This window comes from Cupriavidus sp. FW305-F7 (assembly GCF_058782875.1).
This window is the reverse complement of record NZ_JBYSYC010000001.1, coordinates 293,289-313,592: the sequence shown is the minus strand read 5'-3', so window position 1 is coordinate 313,592 and position 20,304 is coordinate 293,289. Positions and strand designations below refer to the sequence as shown.

The 20,304-nt window shown below is 67.6% G+C and carries 19 protein-coding genes; 13 read left to right on the top strand and 6 right to left on the bottom strand.

Features of this window, described 5'->3' with window-relative positions; translation table 11 throughout:
• The first annotated feature begins 91 nt into the window (after positions 1-91).
• Complete coding sequence (locus AC3WL8_RS01435) at positions 92-1,837, top strand: IlvD/Edd family dehydratase (protein WP_013951919.1); 1,746 nt, start codon at positions 92-94, stop codon at positions 1,835-1,837.
• A 67-nt stretch (positions 1,838-1,904) separates the two neighbouring features.
• A complete protein-coding gene (locus AC3WL8_RS01430) occupies positions 1,905-3,248 on the top strand; it encodes an MFS transporter (RefSeq protein ID WP_492377780.1) in 1,344 nt (447 codons plus the stop codon).
• A gap of 24 nt (positions 3,249-3,272) precedes the next feature.
• Here the strand turns inward: AC3WL8_RS01430 and AC3WL8_RS01425 are convergent, their stop codons facing one another.
• Positions 3,273-3,509, bottom strand: coding sequence for a hypothetical protein (locus tag AC3WL8_RS01425; RefSeq protein ID WP_492377779.1), 237 nt, complete (start codon positions 3,507-3,509; stop codon positions 3,273-3,275).
• Between the two features lie 183 nt (positions 3,510-3,692).
• Here AC3WL8_RS01425 and AC3WL8_RS01420 point away from each other — a divergent pair, with 183 nt between their 5' ends.
• Together AC3WL8_RS01420 and AC3WL8_RS01415 are read left to right on the top strand one after the other, a co-directional pair.
• Entirely contained in the window at positions 3,693-4,238 is a 546-nt protein-coding gene (locus AC3WL8_RS01420; RefSeq protein ID WP_013951922.1) for a GNAT family N-acetyltransferase, read from the top strand.
• A gap of 59 nt (positions 4,239-4,297) precedes the next feature.
• Positions 4,298-5,443 (top strand): hypothetical protein, encoded by a 1,146-nt coding sequence (locus tag AC3WL8_RS01415; RefSeq protein WP_492377778.1) that lies wholly within the window; start codon positions 4,298-4,300, stop codon positions 5,441-5,443.
• A gap of 103 nt (positions 5,444-5,546) precedes the next feature.
• Here the strand turns inward: AC3WL8_RS01415 and AC3WL8_RS01410 are convergent, their stop codons facing one another.
• Positions 5,547-5,774, bottom strand: a complete 228-nt coding sequence (locus AC3WL8_RS01410; protein WP_013951924.1) for a hypothetical protein — start codon at positions 5,772-5,774, stop codon at positions 5,547-5,549.
• 83 nt (positions 5,775-5,857) lie between these two features.
• On the bottom strand, positions 5,858-6,115 hold the full coding sequence (locus tag AC3WL8_RS01405) for a hypothetical protein (RefSeq protein WP_148271640.1): 258 nt from the start codon (positions 6,113-6,115) through the stop codon (positions 5,858-5,860).
• Here AC3WL8_RS01405 and AC3WL8_RS01400 point away from each other — a divergent pair.
• Positions 6,114-6,662 carry a PadR family transcriptional regulator gene (locus AC3WL8_RS01400; protein ID WP_013951925.1) on the top strand — a complete coding sequence of 183 codons (549 nt, stop codon included), beginning with the start codon at positions 6,114-6,116 and terminating at the stop codon, positions 6,660-6,662. The two genes, AC3WL8_RS01405 and AC3WL8_RS01400, sit on opposite strands and share 2 nt — an antisense overlap.
• A 54-nt stretch (positions 6,663-6,716) precedes the next feature.
• On the opposite strand, the gene AC3WL8_RS01395 is transcribed toward AC3WL8_RS01400, so the two are convergent.
• Positions 6,717-7,712, bottom strand: a complete 996-nt coding sequence (locus AC3WL8_RS01395) for an NAD(P)H-dependent flavin oxidoreductase (protein ID WP_492377777.1) — start codon at positions 7,710-7,712, stop codon at positions 6,717-6,719.
• A 61-nt stretch (positions 7,713-7,773) separates the two neighbouring features.
• Positions 7,774-8,208, bottom strand: coding sequence for a nuclear transport factor 2 family protein (locus AC3WL8_RS01390; protein WP_013951927.1), 435 nt, complete (start codon positions 8,206-8,208; stop codon positions 7,774-7,776).
• Between the two features lie 223 nt (positions 8,209-8,431).
• Between AC3WL8_RS01390 and AC3WL8_RS01385 the strand changes: the two genes are divergently transcribed.
• Both AC3WL8_RS01385 and galE read left to right on the top strand, forming a co-directional pair.
• Positions 8,432-9,454 (top strand): tyrosine-type recombinase/integrase, encoded by a 1,023-nt coding sequence (locus AC3WL8_RS01385; protein WP_013951928.1) that lies wholly within the window; start codon positions 8,432-8,434, stop codon positions 9,452-9,454.
• A gap of 159 nt (positions 9,455-9,613) precedes the next feature.
• The gene (gene galE / locus AC3WL8_RS01380) at positions 9,614-10,633 is read left to right on the top strand and encodes a UDP-glucose 4-epimerase GalE (protein WP_013951929.1); all 1,020 of its coding nucleotides are present in this window, start codon (positions 9,614-9,616) and stop codon (positions 10,631-10,633) included.
• Positions 10,634-10,743: 110 nt separating this feature from the next.
• Here the strand turns inward: galE and AC3WL8_RS01375 are convergent, their stop codons facing one another.
• On the bottom strand, positions 10,744-11,052 hold the full coding sequence (locus AC3WL8_RS01375; protein WP_010809859.1) for an H-NS histone family protein: 309 nt from the start codon (positions 11,050-11,052) through the stop codon (positions 10,744-10,746).
• Between the two features lie 527 nt (positions 11,053-11,579).
• Here AC3WL8_RS01375 and AC3WL8_RS01370 point away from each other — a divergent pair.
• From AC3WL8_RS01370 to AC3WL8_RS01345, 6 genes are all read left to right on the top strand, one after another.
• Complete coding sequence (locus tag AC3WL8_RS01370) at positions 11,580-13,286, top strand: methyl-accepting chemotaxis protein (RefSeq protein WP_211979565.1); 1,707 nt, start codon at positions 11,580-11,582, stop codon at positions 13,284-13,286.
• A 113-nt stretch (positions 13,287-13,399) separates the two neighbouring features.
• Complete coding sequence (locus AC3WL8_RS01365) at positions 13,400-15,370, top strand: putative bifunctional diguanylate cyclase/phosphodiesterase (protein ID WP_013951931.1); 1,971 nt, start codon at positions 13,400-13,402, stop codon at positions 15,368-15,370.
• Positions 15,371-15,522: 152 nt separating this feature from the next.
• Complete coding sequence (locus AC3WL8_RS01360; protein ID WP_013951932.1) at positions 15,523-15,915, top strand: response regulator; 393 nt, start codon at positions 15,523-15,525, stop codon at positions 15,913-15,915.
• A gap of 141 nt (positions 15,916-16,056) precedes the next feature.
• Entirely contained in the window at positions 16,057-16,533 is a 477-nt protein-coding gene (locus AC3WL8_RS01355) for a chemotaxis protein CheW (protein ID WP_013951933.1), read from the top strand.
• A gap of 103 nt (positions 16,534-16,636) precedes the next feature.
• Positions 16,637-18,286 carry a methyl-accepting chemotaxis protein gene (locus AC3WL8_RS01350; protein WP_492377776.1) on the top strand — a complete coding sequence of 550 codons (1,650 nt, stop codon included), beginning with the start codon at positions 16,637-16,639 and terminating at the stop codon, positions 18,284-18,286.
• Positions 18,287-18,406: 120 nt separating this feature from the next.
• A complete protein-coding gene (locus AC3WL8_RS01345) occupies positions 18,407-20,266 on the top strand; it encodes a methyl-accepting chemotaxis protein (protein WP_211979566.1) in 1,860 nt (619 codons plus the stop codon).
• The last annotated feature ends 38 nt before the right edge of the window (positions 20,267-20,304 follow it).

The window sequence follows — 20,304 nt, the reverse complement described above, 5'->3', positions numbered from 1 at the left end:
TGGCGCCGCGCCGCCATGACGCAACGCCGCTGGATCCGTCGTCCCTGCCATTCCGGCCGCCAGCCATGGCGGCCATCGCATCAGGAACAACATGTCGGATTCCAAGGACAAGCAACGCAAGCCGCTGCGCTCGACGGCGTGGTTCGGCAGCGCGGACAAGAACGGATTCATGTACCGCAGCTGGATGAAGAACCAGGGCATCCCCGACCACGCCTTCGACGGGCGCCCCGTGATCGGCATCTGCAATACGTGGTCGGAGCTGACCCCTTGCAACGCGCACTTCCGCAAGCTGGCCGAGCACGTCAAGCGCGGCGTGTATGAAGCCGGCGGCTTTCCGATCGAATTTCCGGTTTTCTCCAATGGCGAGTCCAACCTGCGCCCGACTGCGATGCTGACGCGCAACCTGGCCGCGATGGATGTCGAGGAAGCCATCCGCGGCAACCCCATCGATGCGGTGGTGCTGCTGACCGGCTGCGACAAGACCACGCCCGCGCTGCTGATGGGCGCGGCCAGTTGCGATGTGCCGGCCATCGTCGTCACCGGCGGGCCGATGCTCAACGGCAAGCTCGACGGCAAGGACATCGGCTCGGGCACCGCGGTGTGGCAGCTGCATGAATCGCTCAAGGCGGGCGAGATCAACCTGCACCAGTTCCTGTCGGCAGAGGCCGGCATGTCGCGCTCAGCCGGCACCTGCAACACCATGGGCACGGCTTCGACCATGGCCTGCATGGCCGAGGCGCTGGGGACTTCGCTGCCGCACAATGCCGCGATTCCGGCGGTGGACTCGCGCCGCTACGTGCTGGCCCACATGTCCGGCATCCGCATCGTCGAGATGGCGCGCGAGGACCTGACGCTCTCCAGGATCCTGACGCGCCAGGCCTTCGAGAACGCGATCCGCGTCAATGCCGCGATCGGCGGCTCCACCAACGCTGTGATCCACCTGAAGGCCATCGCGGGCCGCATCGGTGTGCCGCTGGAGCTGGAAGACTGGAGCAAGGTGGGGCGCGACACGCCGACCATCGTCGACCTGATGCCGTCGGGCCGCTTCCTGATGGAAGAGTTCTATTACGCGGGCGGCCTGCCGGCGGTGCTGCGCCGCATGGGCGAGGCCGGCCTGCTGCCGCACCCCGGGGCGCTGACCGTGAACGGCAAGGCGATCTGGGACAACGTCAGGGACGCGCCCATCACCAACGACGAAGTCATCCGCCCGCTCGACCAGCCGCTGATCCGCGACGGCAGCATCCGCATCCTGCGCGGCAACCTGTCGCCGCGCGGCGCCGTGCTCAAGCCGTCGGCGGCAACGCCGAGGCTGCTGCGCCATCGCGGCCGCGCGGTGGTGTTCGAGAACCTGGAACACTACAAGGAACGCATCGTCGATGAAGCGCTCGACGTCGACGAGAATTCGGTGCTGGTGCTCAAGCGCTGCGGACCGCGCGGCTACCCTGGCATGGCCGAGGTGGGCAACATGGGCCTGCCGCCCAAGCTGCTGCGCCAGGGCGTCAAGGATATGGTGCGCATCTCCGATGCGCGCATGAGCGGCACCGCCTACGGCACCGTGGTGCTGCACGTGGCGCCCGAGGCCGCCGCCGGCGGCCCGCTGGCCATCGTGCGCGACGGCGACTGGATCGAACTCGACTGCGAGGCCGGGCGCCTGCACCTGGATATCGACGAGGCCGAGTTCGCGCGCCGCATGGCCGACGTGCAGCCGCTGGAAGCCCCGGCCGACGGCGGCTATCGCAAGCTCTATGTCAACCACGTACTGCAGGCGGACGAGGGCTGCGACCTCGACTTCCTGGTGGGCTGCCGCGGCCGCGAGGTGCCGCGCCACTCGCACTGAACCACGGCGCCGGCTGCCGCCGCGCAGCCGGCGCGATCCTGCCTGCCACAATAAGAGGAGACTTGCCATGCATGGCACCCAGACCGCGCCGATGGAGCGCGCCGCCCCGACACAGGGTGAAGATTCACAAGCGATAGAGGAAAGCCGCATCATCGGCATGCTGGTGCGGCGGCTGATTCCGTTCCTTGCGCTGATCTACGTGGTCGCGTATATCGACCGTTCGGTGGTGGGTTTCGCCAAGCTGCACATGAACGCGGCCATCGGCATCAGCGATGCGGCCTACGGCCTGGGCGCGGGCCTGTTCTTCATCGGCTACTTCCTGTGCGAAGTGCCGAGCAATCTGGCGCTGGAGCGCTTTGGCGCGCGCCGCTGGTTCGCGCGCATCCTGCTCACGTGGGGCGTCATTACCATGGCGATGGCGCTGACCAGCGGCCCCTACAGCTTCTATGCGCTGCGCTTCCTGCTGGGTGCGGCCGAAGCGGGCCTCTACCCGGGCATCCTTTACTTCCTCACCAAGTGGTTCCCGATGCGGCACCGCGCGCGCATCATCGGTCTGCTCGTGCTGGCGCAGCCGATCGCACTGATCATCACGGGTCCGCTGGCAGGGCTGGTGCTGTCCACGCATGGGCTGTTCGGCATGAACAACTGGCAGACGCTGTTCGTGCTGAGCGGCCTGCCCGCGGTACTGCTGTGCCTGCCGACGCTGAAGCTGCTGCCGGAGTCGCCGGCCAGCGCCGCGTGGCTGGCGCCGGGCGACCGCGCCTGGATCGAGCGTGAGCTGGCTGCCGACCAGGCCGCCTATGCGCTGAAATCCCACGGCAATCCGCTGCAGGCGCTCAAGGACAAGCGCGTGCTGCTGCTGTCGCTGCTGTTCCTGCCATTCCCGCTGAGCATCTACGGACTGTCGCTGTGGCTGCCGACCATCATCAAGCAGTTCGGCGTCACCGATGTGATGACCGGGATGCTGTCGGCCGTGCCCTACCTGTTCGCCGTGGTCGGGCTTTACCTGGTGCCGCGCCATTCGGATCGCAAGCGCGAGCGCTACGGCCATATTGTGGTGGTGTCCGGCATGGCCGCGGTAACCATGGCGCTGAGCGCATGGGTGCAGTCGCCGGTGCTGCAGTTCCTGTTTATCTGCCTGACGGCGTTCTCGATCTATTCGATCCAGGCGGTGGTGTGGGCGCTGCCGGGCGAGTTCCTGACCGGCGCCAGCGCCGCGGTGGGCATCGCTACGATCAATTCGCTGGCCAATCTCGGTGGCTACTTCGGGCCGTATGGCATCGGCGTGATCAAGGACGCCACCGGCAGTCTCGCTGCCGGCCTGTACTTCCTGGCGGTGATGCTGCTGTTTGCGGTGCTGATGGCCTTCGTGGTGCGCGCCGCGCTGCGGCCTGCGGCCGCGCGGGCCTGAGGGGGCATGGCGGCCTGGGAATCCTCAGGGCCGCCTCTTCTTCCACTCGTAGTCGGGCGGCGGATCCGCCGCCCCGGCTCGTCCCACCGAGTTGGGATTCTCCAAGCACAGCGTGACAAAGCTCACCGGCTCGCCCGCGTGCTGGCGCTGGCGCAGCGCTTCGGTAAAACGAAGCGCTTCGCGCATGGCGTCGCTGGGGAATGACTGCGCGTGGGGACTGAGTCCGGTGCCGTCGCCTTCGGACCAGTAGACCATGTACATGGGGGCTTCCTCTTCATTGTGCCGGGTCACGTGCCGGGTGCTGCATCCTGCGTTCCCGGCATGCCAATTGCAATCCCTGCATCCGGATTTTGCAAGCCTGGGCTTGCCGCAGGCACAATGGGCACTTCCCGATGCCTCGCCGGGTGTGTGGCGAGCCCGGCCTTCAGATTCGTGCCGCCTATCATGTCCGATCTTGCGCTGATCCCCGCCACCGCTGCCGATGCCGAACGGCTTGCCGCCATGCACGCCGCCAGCTGGCAGCACACCTATCCCGGCATGCTGCCAGCCGCTTACTTGCGGGACCAGGCCTACCCGGAACGGCTGGCCGCCTGGCGCGCCCGCATGCACGACGGCGCCGACGGCCCCGTGGAAGTCACGCTGGCCATGGTCGACGGCGAAGCCGCTGGCTTTGCCTGCCTGCTGCCCGAGGCGGAGCCCCGGTTCGGCATCTATCTCGACAACCTCCACGTGCTGCCCGCCTTCCACGGTCAGGGCCTGGGCAAGCGCTTGCTGGCCCACTGCGCGCAGCGCGTGGCCGCGCGCTGGCCAGGGCGGCCGCTGTTCCTCTATGTGCTGGAAGCCAATACGCAGGCGCGCGAGTTCTACCAGCGGCTGGGCGGCGAGGAATCCGAGGCGTTCGAGGATGACTTCCACGGTCCGGACCTGCGGGTCATGGTCCGCCGCGTGACCTGGCCGGACGTGGCGGCGCTGGTCAGGCGCCTGGGCTGACCAGGGCAGCGCGTCCGGGTCCGTCGCCGGCAGAACATTCCCACAGGAGTCGCTTCCCCATGCTGCAAGCCATTGCTCTCGTTGTGCCAAGGAAACCATGCCGGGCTTTGGCCGGCGCCTCCATCGCCATGGCCGTGCTGGCCGGTTGCGCCAGCGCACCTGACACGCCTTCCGCCGCCAGGGCGATAGAGGCGGCGGCCACGCCGGCCCAGACGAAGCCGCACTGGCAGCGCGTGCACCTGGGCACGGGCGCGGGCTATGACTTCCCGGTCTACGCCAACCATCAGCTCGACGCAGACCTGTCGCGCATCCGCGAGGTGGTGTTCGTGCAGCACGGCCTGCAGCGCAACGGCGATGACTACTACGCCGCCGGTGCTGCACTGCTCAAGGCCAGCGGCCGCAATCCGGACGAGGTGCTGCTGGTCGCGCCCAACTTCCCCGGCACGCCTGACCACGGCAAGGGCTTCGACGGCATGCCGCAATGGTCGGTGCAGGGCTGGATGAGTGGCCAGAACGCGGTCAACTCGCCGTTCACGGTCAGTTCACTGCAGGTCCTCGATGACCTGATGGCCTTCGTCACCGACAAGGCGCGCCTGCCGCAGGTGGCCAGGGTGACCGTGGCCGGGCATTCGGGCGGTGCGCAGATCGTGCATCGCTATGCCGTGCTGAACAATGTCGACGAGCGCATCCGCGCGCGCGGCATCGACCTGCGCTATGTGGTGGCCAACCCCTCGTCCTACCTGTACTTCACGCCGGTGCGCCCGGCCGGCGCGGACGGCCGCTCGTTTGCGTCTTACGACAAGGCGGCGTGCCCGGATTACGACAAGTACCGCTATGGCATGCAGGACATCGTGCCCTACGCAAAGGGAGCCAATGGCCCGTCGCTGTACCAGCGCTACGCCGGGCGTCAGGTGACCTACCTGGCCGGCACGGAAGACAACGACCCCAACCACCGCGTACTCGACAAGGCGTGCGGCGCTGAGGCCGAAGGCCCCACGCGCCTGCAGCGGGCCCGCGGCTACCTGCGCTATGAGCGCTATCTGGCCAGCCCCGGGCTGGTGATCCGCCACCAGGCCTATGAAGTGGTGGGCGTTGGCCACGACCAGGCGCGTATGTTCGGCTCGCAATGCGGCGCCAGGGCGGTGTTCGGCATGGCGGAAACAGCCAACCCGGACGGCGCGGCCTGCCTGGCGCCGCAGCTCTGATTCGGCCGGCCAAGAAAAAACCCGCGAAATTCACGGGTTCAAGTCCCTGCCCGCAGGAACGGGCTCGGAGGAGACAACCACAGGGAAACGGTTACGTGCCTGGTCAGCCCAGGCTGAATTTGACAACCTGTTCTTCGACGCCGACAAAGCGCACCAGCTGGCGCAGCCCGCTGGCGTATTCCTTGATATGGTGCCCGTCCGGCGTATCGGGCAGGCGGTAGTAAATGGGCGCCTTGTCGCGCATGGGCGGCAGGATGCCGAACGGGAGCTCGCCGGCGTCGGCTTCCCAGGCCACGTCGCGCTCTTCGGCAAGCAAAATTCTTCCGGTCATGGACACACTCCAGGATTGCTGCAAGGTGCGGCCGGGGGCGGATATGCGCTCGCACTGGATTTCAATGTATGGAATGTATTGCATCAAGCGCAGAAATGCCATTCAGCGTTTTTTAATTCTGTCTGCCAGGAAATTTCGAAACTGACAAATTTAATGAATGTATGGCATCTGCTGGCGACGCCGATGACGACATCGCAGAGGGTGCTGCGCAAGGCCGGCATTGCGATACCATAGCGCCAGCCCGGCGAAGTGCGGCTACCGGCGCGTTCCGGTTCCGGGTCTGCCGCATCCGCTTCCAACCATTTTTCATCGCCCCCCGACGGGCCACTGCCCAGACGCATGTCGACCCAGCACGCCTTGTTGATTTCCCTGATCGAAAAACCGTCGTCCGGTTATGACCTGGCGCGGCGCTTTGACCGTTCCATCGGCTATTTCTGGCATGCCACGCACCAGCAGATTTATCGCGAGCTGGGACGGATGGCTGATAGTGGCTGGATTGCCGCGGATGAAGCCGAGGCGGCGGAAGGCGAGACCGGTGCCGGCGATCGCAAGAACCGCAAGAAGGTCTACCGGGTGTTGCCGGCCGGCCGTGACGAACTGGCACGCTGGGTGCTGACCCCCGGCGCCAGCCTGGACCAGCGCGAGGAAATCCTGGTCAAGCTGCGCGCCGATGCGGTGATCGGGCCGCTTGGCCTGGGCGACGAGATGCGGCGGCTGATCGCGCTGCACCGGGCCCGGCTGGAGACTTACCTGGCGATCGAGCGGCGCGATTTTTCTGCGCCGGACATGGACCGCGCGCAACAGTTGCGCTATGCGCTGCTGCAGCGCGGCATCCGCTTCGAGCAGGACTGGGTGGCCTGGGGCGAGGAACTGCTGCCGCTGCTGTAGCCGCGCCCCCCACGGGCGGCGGCTACAGCCTGCCAGGCCAGCTGACTGGCAGCGTCAGGCCAGATCGACGGCACGCGTGCCGGCCTGAATGGCCTCACCCAACCCCAGCCGGCGGCGTGCCAGCGCATATTCCTCGGCAAAGCGGCGCACCAGCTCGCCCGCGGGCACCACGCGCTTGATCGCGCCCACGCCCTGGCCGGCGCCCCAGATGTCCTTCCACGCCTTGACGCTGGTGGAGCCGAAATTCATTTTCGACGGATCCGATTCGGGCAGCGCGTTCGGGTCCAGGCCGGCGCGCTCGATGCTGCCGCGCAGGTAGTTGCCGTGCACACCGGTGAACAGGTTGGAGTAGACGATGTCGTTGGCGTTGCTGTCGACGATCATCTGCTTGTAGCCGTCCTGCGCGTTGGCTTCCTGTGTGGCGATAAAGGCCGAGCCGATATAGGCCAGGTCGGCGCCGGCGGCCTGCGCGGCCAGGATCGCGTCGCCACTGGAGATCGAGCCGGACAGCAGCAGCGGGCCGTCGAACCATTCGCGGATCTCGTGCAGCAGCGCGAACGGCGACAGCGTGCCGGCATGGCCGCCGGCACCAGCGGCAACCGCGACCAGTCCGTCCGCACCCTTCTCGATGGCCTTGCGCGCGAAGGTGTTGTTGATCACGTCGTGCAGCACGATGCCGCCGTACGAGTGCACTGCGTCGTTGACTTCCTTGCGCGCGCCCAGCGAGGTGATCACGATCGGCACCTTGTAGCGCACGCACAGCTCCAGGTCATGTTCAAGCCGGTCGTTGGACTTGTGCACGATCTGGTTGACGGCGAACGGCGCCGACGGGCGGTCCGGGTGTTTGGCGTCGTGTTCGGCCAGCTCGGTGGTGATGCGGTCCAGCCATTCTTCCAGCTTGGGTGCCGGGCGCGCATTCAGCGCGGGGAACGAGCCCACCACGCCGGCCTTGCACTGGGCGATGACCAGGTCGGGGTTGGAGATGATGAACAGCGGCGAGCAGACCACCGGCAGCGACAGCCGGTTCTGGAGTTGGGCGGGAAGGGCCATGGGTGAAGTCTCCTGGGTAATCCGGTAAAACGAAAAAGCGGTGCTGCGAAACAGGGTTGCGTCAGGCCGTGCCGGTCAGCACGTCTCTCTGGCTGGCCAGGCGCGCGCCCATGGCGGCGGCCAGCGCCTCCAGGCCAGAGCGCGGGCGCACCATGACTTCGAACTCGGCAATGCGGCCGGCGTCGTCGAAGCGGATCATGTCGATGCCCTTGAGCGCCTTGCCGTCCACGGCCGCGCTGAATTCCAGCACCACGCTGTGGCCGTCCTCGCTGACAAAGCTGCGGTGATAGCGGAAGTCCTGGAACACCTGGTTCACCGTGGTCAGCACCAGCCCAATCGCGGCGCGGCCGGGGTAGGGGGTGTGCGCGACCGGAGAGCGGAACACCACCTCATCGGCCACGATGGCGTCGAGCCCGGCCATCGAACCGTTGGCCAGCATCTGGTGCCAGGCTTCAAGTGAGGCCTGAGCGGCGGGAATCAGGTTGGTGGTGGTCACGTCGGTCTCCTTGGCTGGCGTCGATGCGCGGGCGTCTCGTTTGACGGGGTCTGGCTGCGGGGTTTATGCAACCAGTTGCATAGTGGATGGAAAGGTAGCATGCGCCGGGGCACTGTGCAAGCGATGCGGGGCCAACGGTGCCGGCGCCCCCGCCGCGCAGTGACGGGTTGTCTACAATAGGCGGGATCCCAACCCCGCACGCCGGCCCCCGGCAGGAGAGTCAGTGACCACTAAGCCCTCCGCTGCCCATCCTGAACAGGCGGCCTTGTTCGATGCCGACCTGGCCGCCTGGCGTGACCATCCGGAGCGCGCGTTCGACGGCTGGCTGGCACGGCATGGCTTCCGGCACGGCACCAGCGTGGTGTACCGCGCCATGTGGGGCAAGCTGCTGCGCTGGTCGGCCGAGCGCGGGCTGCCGCCGCTGAGCTGGTCGGCGGAGCAGATCGGTGAGTTCCTGGACGCGCAGCAGCTGCACAAATCGCACCGCTATCGCTATACGCGGCTGATCGAACGGGTGTTCCATCACCTGGCGCGGCTGCGCGAGGGCATGCACAACCCGGCCAGCCAGGCGGTGCGCGCCCATCTGGCCGATGGCGAGAACGATCCCACCGCCTTCCTGCTGCCGGGCGAGCGCGACCTGCTGGTGGCGCGGATACTCGGCCCGGCCGGCATGCTGGCCGGCGACACGCATACCGCGGCATCGCCCACCCAATGGAAGCGCGCCCGCGATGCGGCCCTGCTGGCGGTGCTGCTCGGCGGCGGCCTGAAGGTAGGCGAAGCCCGGGCGCTGCGGGTCGATGCTATCGAAGCTGGCGCACCCGGCCGGATGGCGCTGCGCATGGTCCGCGCGGACAACGGCCGGGCCTATACCGTGCCGCTGTTCAGCCTGGCCCATGCGCCGCTGCGGGCCTGGCTGGCATTGCGCGAAGCCTCCGGCACGCTTGGCGGCCTGGTGTTTCCCGCCATGCCGTCGGGGCGGCCGATGCATGCCGCCTCGGTCTACCGGCGCGTGGAGATCCTGCTGGACGAGGCCGGTGTGCTGGCCAGCCGCAGCGAACGCGCGTCGCCGCAGACGCTGCGCAATACCTGCGCCGCGATGCATTTCGAGGCCGGCACGGCGCCGGCCGAGGTGGCGCAATGCCTGGGCATGCGCGACCTGGAGTCCGGCTGGCGGCTGCGCGCCGCCTATGAAGCCTGGCAGGCGCGGGCAGGGCTGGTGGCGGAAGCGCCGGCAAGCCGGGCCTAGCATTGCCCGCGCTCTGCGCCGGCTAACCTGGGCGCAACGGCAGATCGTGGATAATAAGCTGCTTCACCGGCTTACGCTGCTGAAAGTTGTGCTTGAGTAACTTTTTGAATCCGCCAGGCCAAGGCCCGGCCCTGAATCGAATTCCGACGCGTATTTTCCATGCCTGAAACCTTGCTCCTGACCGGTGCCACCGGCTATATCGCCTCGCATACCTGGGTTGCGCTGCTCAATGCCGGCTACCACGTGATCGGCCTGGATAATCTATGCAACAGCAGCCCGGTGGTGCTGGAGCGGCTCGCCACCATTACCGGCCAGACCCCGCATTTTGTGCAGGGCGACGTGCGCGACCGCGCGTTGCTGGACCGGCTCTTTGCCGAACACCGCATCAGCGGGGTGATTCATTTTGCCGCGCTCAAGGCAGTGGGCGAATCCGTGAGCCAGCCGCTGGAGTATTACAGCAACAACCTTGGTGGGCTGCTGACGGTATGCGCGGCAATGGGTGCGGCCGGGGTGAAACAGCTGGTGTTCAGTTCTTCGGCCACGGTTTATGGCAATCCGCATGCGGTGCCGATCCTGGAAGATTTCCCGCTGTCGGCCACCAATCCGTATGGCCAGACCAAGCTGATGGGCGAGCAAATCCTGCGCGACCTGGAAACATCGGATCCGGACTGGCGCATTGCCTACCTGCGTTATTTCAATCCGGTCGGCGCGCATGAAAGCGGGCTGATCGGCGAGGATCCGCGCGGTATTCCAAACAACCTGATGCCTTATGTGGCACAGGTGGCCGGCGGGCGCCGTGAAAGGCTGATGGTATTCGGCGGCGACTACCCGACGCCGGACGGCACCGGCGTGCGCGACTATATCCACGTCTGCGACCTGGCCGACGGCCACCTAGCGGCGCTGGGTTACCTGCGCGCGCAGGGCAAGAGCATGACCGTGAACCTGGGCACGGGCCGTGGCTACAGCGTGCTGGAAGTGGTGCAGGCCTACCAGCGTGCCAGCGGCAAGCCGGTGCCGCATGACATCGTGGCGCGGCGCCCGGGCGACATCGCTTCGTGCTACGCCGATCCCGCGCTGGCCAACCAGCTGCTGGGCTGGCGCGCGCGCCATGACATCGACCGCATGTGCGAGGACTCATGGCGCTGGCAGTCGATGAATCCGCAGGGGTTCGACGCCTGACGGCCGGGGCAGGCGGTGCCGCGGTGTTGCACGGGCGCCGCGGCAGGCCAGAAAACAAAAACGCCACGGATCAATTCCGTGGCGTTTTGCCATCTGCCGGATCGCGTGTTTCAGCGGATCAGAAAGTCTTCAACTGCCTTGCCCTGGGCCAGGGCCTGAGTCAGCCAGCCCGGGCGCTTGCCGCGGCCGGTCCAGGTATTGCCGGCGCTGTCGCGATAGCGTACCGGCACCTTGCGGTTGACCGCCTTCTTGCCGGCCGGCACCTTTGCGCCAAAACCCAGGTCTTCCGCGGTCAGGCCATATTGCTCGATTTTCTCGCGAATATCCGCGATCACCGTGGCTTGTTCGCGTGCCTTGATTTCCTCGGCCTGCTTCTGCAGTTCACTGATTTTCTGAACGATTTCCTGATAAGTCGCCATTGGGTCCTCGGTTTCCGGTGGAGTGGAATGCGGTGGGTGTGTGCGGGGGTGAAAATGCTGAAAACAATTATAACGAGGTCGCCGCCCGCTGCAAATCCTGCCGTAGTAATCGGATGCTGTTTTTGCGAAAATTCTTGGCGCCGATAATTGTGTGAACTTTCGGTGTCGTGGTCTGTCGCCGGGATTTCCGTCCTCGTCGGTGTTGCCCGGCCGCAGTTCGCGGCTCAGGCCCGCAAATGGTGCGGCCGTATGCAAACCGGCCCGGCGGCAGCCAGCCGCCGCCAAAATCAAATCGCGATAATCGGCGGCGGCAAATTCGCCAGGGCGTTCGTGGCGATCGCGCGGCAAGCCACGTGGCGTATATCCGACACGCCGGTTATGGCCGATTAATTGCGTCGCCACCGGCGCGGCGCCTCAAGTACCAGGAGGCGGCGCCGTTATCCGGGCAGGGCGGATCATCTGGGCGTCGATCCTGCCGGAACGGGGCCAGGGGTGTGCCCCGCGGGTTGCACAGTCTTCTTTCATTCATGTCCTTCCACAACAATATCCAGATCAAGACCCTGCTGCGGGGCGCCATGGGAATGCTGTCGCTGCTGCTGTTGCTGGTCGGCGGTGCCGGCCTGCACGGTATTTCACAAAGCAATGATGCCCTCAGGGAGACTTATGCCAACCAGCTCGGCTCCACCGTCGCGCTCAGCGAGGCGATGCAGGCCACCACGCGCATGCGCCTGGCGCTGGACCGCAACGTGATGCAGGGCGAGCAGGACGATCCCAAGGTTCACGTGGACCGCTCCAGGGTGTTCGTTGAGGCTTCGGAGGCTGCCTGGAAGCGCTATATGAGCCTGCCGCAGAATCCTGAGGAAAAGGCGCTCGCCGCGGAACTGGGCAAGCAGCGCCAGGTGTTCATGGAGCAGGGCGTGCTGCCGCTGCAGGCGGCCTCGCTGGCGGGCAACCAGGAAGAGGCCCTGCGGCTGGCGAAGAAGGTGCTGCCTGACCTGCAGCGCAGCATGTCGGGCGTGCACGAGAAGCTGCAGAAGTTCCAGATGACTGCCGGGCAGGCCAACTTCGATGCCGCGCAGGCCAGCTTTGCGCGCATCCGCATGCTGTCGATCGTGCTGATCGTGCTGGGCCTGGCGGTCGCTGTGCTGTGCACGGTCACGCTGAACCGCGCCATCGTCACGCCGGTGCAAGAGGCGCTGGCTGTGTTCGAGCGCATCGCCCGCGGCGACCTGACCTCGCGCATCGCTAGCGTCTCGAAGAACGAGATCGGCCGCATGATGCAGGCGCTGGCCGCGATGCAGGCCAGCCTGTCGGGCATCGTTGCCGAAGTGCGCACCGGCGCCGATTCGATGGCATCGGCCACGCAGCAGATTTCCACCGGCAACCTGGACCTGTCGCAGCGCACCGAGGAACAGGCCTCGTCGCTGGAGCAGACCGCGGCCAGCATGGAAGAGCTGACCACGGTGGTGCGACAGAATGCCGACAACGCGCGCCAGGCTGGCGTGCTGGCCAACGAGGCCTCGCAGATCGCGCTCAAGGGCGGCGACGTGGTGGGCCGCGTGGTCGACACCATGAACGAGATCAACGGCGCCTCGCGCAAGGTGGTCGAGATCATCAGCGTGATCGAGGGCATTGCCTTCCAGACCAATATCCTGGCGCTCAATGCGGCGGTGGAAGCCGCGCGTGCCGGCGAGCAGGGCCGCGGCTTTGCTGTGGTGGCGGGCGAGGTGCGCAGCCTGGCGCAGCGCTCGGCCTCGGCCGCCAAGGAGATCGAGGCGTTGATCGGCGAGTCGGGCCAGCGCGTGGAGAGCGGCACCCGGCTGGTGGCCGAAGCCGGCCAGACCATGGGCGAGATCGTCCAGGCCGTGCGCCGCGTGACGGACATCATGAACGAGATCGGCGCCGCGTCGCAGGAACAGACCAGCGGCATCGAGCAGGTCAACCAGGCGGTGACCCAGATGGACGAGGTGACGCAGCAGAATGCCGCGCTGGTGGAAGAGGCCGCCGCCGCAGCCGGGGCGCTGGAAGAACAGGCGCAGAAGCTCAAGAACGTGGTCTCGGTGTTCAACCTTGGCACGGGTACGGGAGTGGGGGCAGGCGCGGCCGCGACGGCTGTCGCTGGCCGCACCGCACGCACCATGTCGGTGCGGCCGGCGGCGCTGCCGGCAGGCCGTCCGGCGGCGAGGCCCGCGCTGGCCGTTGCCGGGGCCGATGATGACTGGAGCGCGTTCTAGACTATTGTCCCCACCATTGCCTTGTTCACACGGCGACTGCAAGATGCCATGATGCGGGGTTTGCCCCGCGTCCTGACCTTCTTCGCGCATTCTCTTCATCATCGCGCAGCCCAATGATTGCCCTGAGTTCCGTCCTGTTGCTGCTGGCTGCCCTGCTGGGCGTGGCCGCCGCCCTTGGCGTTCGTGCCGGGCGTGCGGACCAGTCAGCCGGTGGCCGCTCGCTGCGCACGCTGACCTGGTCGGCGGCACTGTTGTCGCAGCTGAGCGTAAGCGTGCCCGTGCTGGTGGTGATGCTGTCGGGCAGCGTGCCGGCGGCCAACGACACGGCGCAGATGGCGGCCAGCTTCGCTGCCGCCGCGGCCGCCACCGCGGCTGCCAAGCTGCTGGTGCAGTGGCTGCGCCAGGGTACGCGGCTGTGGCGTGGTGCGGCGATCATGGCGGTCGTCGCTGGCGCCGGGCTGGTGGCGGCGGCTGGCACGCACCTGGGCCGCGCCTGTGGCGCGGGCTCGGCCTCGGCGCGCGCCTGCATCGATGCCGCCGGCCTGCCGCACCCCGCCTGGCTGGCGGGCGGACTGACCGCGCTGTGCGCGCTGATGTTCGCCGTCCACCGCGCGCAGTCGCGTGGCTTGCTGCCGGCGCACCACGAAGCCGGCCTGGCCGATGAGCTGGCGGACGAGGCGCATGGCCTGCCGCGCGGGCACGAGCCCCGGCTGGCGCGGCGCGGCGCGCGCATTCCCGGCCGCCCCGGCCGTCTTACCGTGCGTGCCGCCGCGCGCGGGCAGGGCACGGTGGGCGAGTACAGCGTGGCAACGACGATGCCTGACCGCGTCGCCTTCGGCCGCTGGCTGGACCAGGCGATCGCGCAGGCGCGGCTGGCCGAGACCGGCTGCGCCGTGTTGCTGATCCATATTGCCGACTACCGCGAGGTCGACGAGGTCTTCGAGATCCGCGCCGACGATATCCTGGCCCAGGACGCCGGCGCGCTGGCGCAGGCGGTGCTGGAGCCGCACGACTTCCTGGCCCGGCTGGCGCGCGACGAGTTTGCCGTGGGCGTGCCCGAGCTGGTCCACCATGGCCGCGCGCAGGAACTGGGCTCGCGCATGCTCGGCTCGCTGGCCGAGTTCATCGCCGCGCGCGGCTTGCAGATGCAGATCGGCGTGAACATCGGCATTGCCATCTATCCGCGCGATGCGCAGACCTCAGAGGCGCTGATGCAGGCCGCGCGCGTCAGCCTGGCCGAGGCCCGCCAGAGCGGCTCGAACCAGGTGCGCCTGTTCAACAGCGCCGCCGGCGAACGCGCGCGCCGCACCCGCGTGATCCGGCGCGACCTGTGGCTGGCGATCCAGGACGACGCACTGTCGCTGCAGTTCCAGCCCAAGTACGATGCGCGCCGGCGCACGCTGGTGGGGGCGGAAGCGCTATGCCGATGGCGCCATCCCGCGCTGGGCCAGGTGAGCCCGGCCGAGTTCATCACCGTGGCCGAGCAGTCGGGCCAGATCGACAAGCTCGACGACTGGGTCCTGACCAGCGTCTGCCGCCAGGTGCGCCAGTGGCGGGACGCCGGCGTGCCCACCGTGCCGGTGGCGATCAATGTCTCGGGGCTGCGCTTTGCCAGCCGAAATTTCCCGCAATACCTGCTCGAGCAGATCCACCAGCACGACATCCCGCCCTCGGCGATCACGCTGGAGATCACCGAGACCGCGGCGATGAAGGATATCGGCAAGTCACTGGAAACGCTGGCTGAGCTGCAGTCGCTCGGCATCCAGGTGGCGCTGGACGATTTTGGCAGTGGCTATTCCAGCCTGGGCTATCTCAAACGCCTGCGCGTGGGCACGCTCAAGATCGACCGCACGCTGATCGGCGGGCTCGACACCGATGCGCAGGGCCGCGCCATCGTCGGCTCGATGGTGGCGCTGGCGCACGAACTGCGCATGAAGGTGGTGGCCGAGGGCGTTGAATCGGCATCGCAGTTGGAAATCCTCAATGAGATGGGGTGCGACGAGGTGCAGGGTTACCTGCTGTCGCTGCCGCTGGATGCTGCCGGTTTTGCCGATGCCTTGCGCGAGCAGGGCGGCGGCGCCTGACGGCTAAAGTTCGCCCGCAACGCGGCCGATAACCGGTCTGGCAGGCTGCCAGCGTTTGCGGCGCAGCCCTGCGCCGGCCCGTCCGTCGCCGGCTGCGCTGCCCGTGTGTCCATCCTGGCGGATCAATCGAGTCCTGCAAACCGGAGGCGCCCATGTCATCGCCCAGCATCCTCGTCGTCGACGATTCTCCTTCTCTACGCCGCATGATCGGCGCCTGCCTGCGCGCAGGAGGGTTTGACGTGACCGAGGCGGCTGACGGCGATCAGGCACATGCGCTCGCAGCCGGCGCCAGCTTCGGCATGCTGGTCACCGACCAGGTCATGCCCGGCATGGATGGCCTCACGCTGATCCGCAGCCTGCGCGCCACTGAGCGCTATGCGTGCATTCCCATCCTGATGCTGACCACCGAGCAGGACGGCAGCATCCGCGAGCAGGCCCGCGCCGCCGGCGCCTCGGGTTTCCTGCCCAAGCCCTTCGATCCTGACCAGCTGATGCAGGCCGTGACGGCGCTGCTGTCCACCGCGCCCCCTACCTCGGAAGGGTAAGGGAAGCCGGGCGTCGCCCTTCAGTCAGCCGGATTGCTGCCGTAAACACTGGTGGGCGAAGTCATGCCCCGGTGCCAGCCAGCGGCCTTGGCCGCAGCAGCGCCAGCAAACCAGCATGAGCCAATTTTGGGGGGCTAGACGATGAAGCACATCGACAAGGCAGACGGCGCGGGCGAGGAGTTCCTGGCCTTCACGCTGGGCCGGGAAGAATACGGCGTCGACATCCTGAAGGTCCAGGAGATCCGCGGCTACGAGTCGGTCACCCAGATTGCCAACGCACCGGACTACATCAAGGGCGTGATCAACCTGCGCGGCATCATCGTGCCGATCATCGACCTGCGCATCAAGTTCCGCCAGCAGAACGTCAGCTACGACCAGTACACGGTCGTCATCATCGTCGACCTCAACGACCGCACCACCGGCATCGTGGTGGATGGCGTGTCCGACGTGCTGACCCTTGCCGCCGAGCAGATCAAGCCCACGCCGCATTTCTCCGGCGAACTGGCGACCGACTACATCCGCGGGCTGGGCTCGGTCGAGCAACGCATGCTGATCCTGGTCGACATCGAGAAGCTGCTCAACACCGAAGAACTCGCCGCGCTCGACGCGGTGGCCTGATCCCGCGGCAGCGCCAACGTTGTCCGGCCGGCACCCGCCTGCCGGACCGAACCCGCCCAGGGTGCAGCACATTGCCGCGCCCGGGCCTGCAGTATTGTCATAGATGCGAAACAACCAACCCGTTACGCAGCGCGAATACAAGCTCTCCCCATCGGACTACCTGATCTCGCGCACGGACCTCAAGGGCCGGATCACCTTTGCCAACCGCACCTTTATCGAGGCGAGCGGCTTTGCGGCCGAAGAGCTGCTCGGTGCGGCGCACAACCTGGTGCGCCATCCCGACATGCCGCCCGAAGCGTTTGCCGACCTGTGGCAGGACCTGCAGGCCGGCCGCACCTGGATGGGCGTGGTCAAGAACCGCCGCAAGAACGGCGACTTCTACTGGGTCAACGCCACCGTGACGCCCACGTGCGTCGATGGCAGCGTGGTCGGCTACACCTCGGTGCGGTCGATGGCGACGCGCGAGCAGGTGGAAGCCGCCGGCGCCGCCTACGCACGCTTGCGCGCCGGCCGCGCGGAGGGGCTGGCGATCCGCCACGGCGCCGTGGTGCGCACCGGGCTGCGCGGCCTGGTGCAGGGGCTGCTGCGCCTGAACCTGAAGCGCCGCATCCTGTGGGCGCAGGCCGGCGGCATGGTGTGGTTCCTGGCCGCACTGGTTGCGGTGGAAGCCCTGGGCGGCGCAGGCGTGGCCGCGGTGCGCCCGTGGCTGTGGGGCGGCTTTGCGCTGGCGCTGGCGTCGTCGTTCGCGGCCGGCACCATGCTGCTGGCGCGCGTGCACCGTCCGGTGCGCCACATGCTGGACTTTGCGCTGCGCATGGGCGCGGGTGACCTGACCACCCGCTTCGAGCACCGCAGCGCGGATGAGATCGGCGCACTGGCGCAGGCCATGCAGACCATGCAGCGCAGCCTGCAGTCGGTGGTGCATGAGATCCAGGAGGGCATGGCCAGCATCTCCACGGCAACGCGCCAGGTGGCCGCGGGCAACAACGACCTGTCGCAACGCACCGAGCAGCAGGCGGCGGCGCTGGAGCAGACGGCGTCGAGCATGGAAGAACTGACCAGCACGGTGCGCCAGAACGCGGACAACGCGCGCCAGGCCAGCGGGCTGGCGGCGAATGCGTCGGAGACGGCGCTGCGCGGCGGCGAAGTGGTGGGCCGGGTGGTGCAGACCATGGACGAGATCAACGATGCGTCGAAGAAGATCGTCGACATCATCGGCGTGATCGAAGGCATCGCCTTCCAGACCAACATCCTGGCGCTGAATGCGGCGGTGGAAGCGGCGCGCGCCGGCGAGCAGGGCCGCGGCTTCGCGGTGGTGGCGGGCGAGGTGCGCAGCCTGGCGCAGCGCAGCGCCAACGCGGCCAAGGAGATCAAGGGGCTGATCGGCGATACGGTGGAGCGCGTGGATAACGGCTCGGCGCTGGTGGGCCAGGCTGGCAAGACCATGGACGAGATCGTGCAGGCGGTCAAGCGCGTGACCGACATCATGGGCGAGATCAGCGCGGCGTCGGCGGAGCAGAGCGCGGGCATCGAGCAGGTCAACCAGGCCGTGGCGCAGATGGACGAGGGCACGCAGCAGAACGCGGCACTGGTGGAAGAAGCTGCCGCCGCCGCGGGCTCGCTCGAAGAGCAAGCCATGCGCTTGCGCGACGCCATTGCCACGTTCCGCGTCAGCATGCAGGCCGAGGTGCGTCCGCAGCGCCTGCCGGCCCATGCGCGTGCCGACGCGGCCCAGTCACTGGCACAGGCCTAGTCCACGGAACCAGGCCAGTCCGAATCAAAGACGAGGCAGGCGCGGGAACACCGACCTGCATGCGTACAAAAAGGGTGCGGCACGCCGCGCCCGAGGCTTCAGTTACAAGGGGGAGTTGCTATGCATTGGTTCAATCAACTGCGCGTCACGACCAGGCTGGTTGCCGGATTCCTGGTCGTTGCCGTGATCGGCGCCGTGATGGGGCTGCTGGGTGTGGTCAACATGGGGCGCATGGCCGACTGGACCGGCAAGATCTACAACGGCGACCTGCAGGCGCTGAAGGCTGTGCAGGACGCCAATATCAACCTGGTCTATGCCAGCCGTGCGCAGATCGCGCTGCTGTCGGCATCGACCATGGGCGAGCGTTCGGCCGAGAAGGAGCAGATCGTGAAGTCGCTCGGCGCGATGGACGAACGCATCCGCCAGGTCGCGGGCGTTTTCGACAAGCCTGAGGGCAAGGCACTGGTCAAGCAGTACCAGGAGCTGTCGCCGGCTTTCCGCGCACGCATGGAGAAGTACGTCGAACTGGTCAGCAAGCAGCCGCTGGATACCTCGCAATTTGAAAGCCAGGTGTTCTCCGAGAGCGCCGACCTGCTCAAGGACAGCCATGCGCTGGAAGCGGTGATGTTCCAGATGGTCAAGCGCCGCGACGACCGCGCCCGCAACAACATGGAAGAAGCGCGCAGCGTCTACAACGCCTCCCGCCTGTGGATGCTGGGCCTGGTGCTGGGCGGCCTGGCGCTTTCGGTGCTGCTGGGCGTGCTGCTGGCGCGGGCGCTGTCGCGCCAGCTTGGCGGCGAGCCGGCCTATGCGGCCGCGATTGCCGCGCGCATTGCCGAAGGCGACTTCTCCTCGCCGGTGACCACGCGCGCAGGCGACAAGAGCAGCCTGGTCTATGCGATGCAGCAGATGCAGCAGCAGCTGTCGCGCATGGTGCGCGATTTCAAGGTGTCGGCGGAATCCATCGGCAGCGCCTCGCGTGAAATTGCCGCGGGCAACAACGACCTGTCGCAGCGCACCGAGCAGCAGGCGGCAGCGCTGGAGCAAACGGCGTCGAGCATGGAAGAACTGACCAGCACGGTGCGCCAGAACGCGGACAACGCGCGCCAGGCCAGCGGGCTGGCGGCGAATGCGTCGGAGACGGCGCTGCGCGGCGGCGAAGTGGTGGGCCGGGTGGTGCAGACCATGGACGAGATCAACGATGCGTCGAAGAAGATCGTCGACATCATCGGCGTGATCGAAGGCATCGCCTTCCAGACCAACATCCTGGCGCTGAATGCGGCGGTGGAAGCGGCGCGCGCCGGCGAGCAGGGCCGCGGCTTCGCGGTGGTGGCGGGCGAGGTGCGCAGCCTGGCGCAGCGCAGCGCCAACGCGGCCAAGGAGATCAAGGGGCTGATCGGCGATACGGTGGAGCGCGTGGATAACGGCTCGGCGCTGGTGGGCCAGGCTGGCAAGACCATGGACGAGATCGTGCAGGCGGTCAAGCGCGTGACCGACATCATGGGCGAGATCAGCGCGGCGTCGGCGGAGCAGAGCGCGGGCATCGAGCAGGTCAACCAGGCCGTGGCGCAGATGGACCAGGGCACGCAGCAGAACGCGGCACTGGTGGAAGAAGCTGCCGCCGCTGCCGGCGCGCTGGAAGAGCAGGCCAGCCGGCTGCAGGCGGCCGTGGCGACGTTCCGCCTGGCGGCTGAGGATGCCCGCGCGGGTTCGTTCGCGGCCCAGCCCCTGCCTGCGGCGACGGCGCTGCCGGCCAGGGCGTCTCGTGCCGCCGGCGCGGTGCGCGCCATCCCTGCCGGCAAGCGGGTCGCCAAGGCCCTGCCTGCCAGCACGAAGGCCGCCGCTGTGCCTGCGGCGGACCATGCCGCCGCACCCGAGGCGGCTGATGCTGTCGCCGCGCAGCCGGCGCGGCTGGTGGCAGGCAGGACCGCGCGCCCCGCGCTGGCAGCAGCCGACAACGGCGACTGGAGCGCGTTCTGATCCCCACTGGCAACGGGCCGCGAGGCGGCCCGGATGGC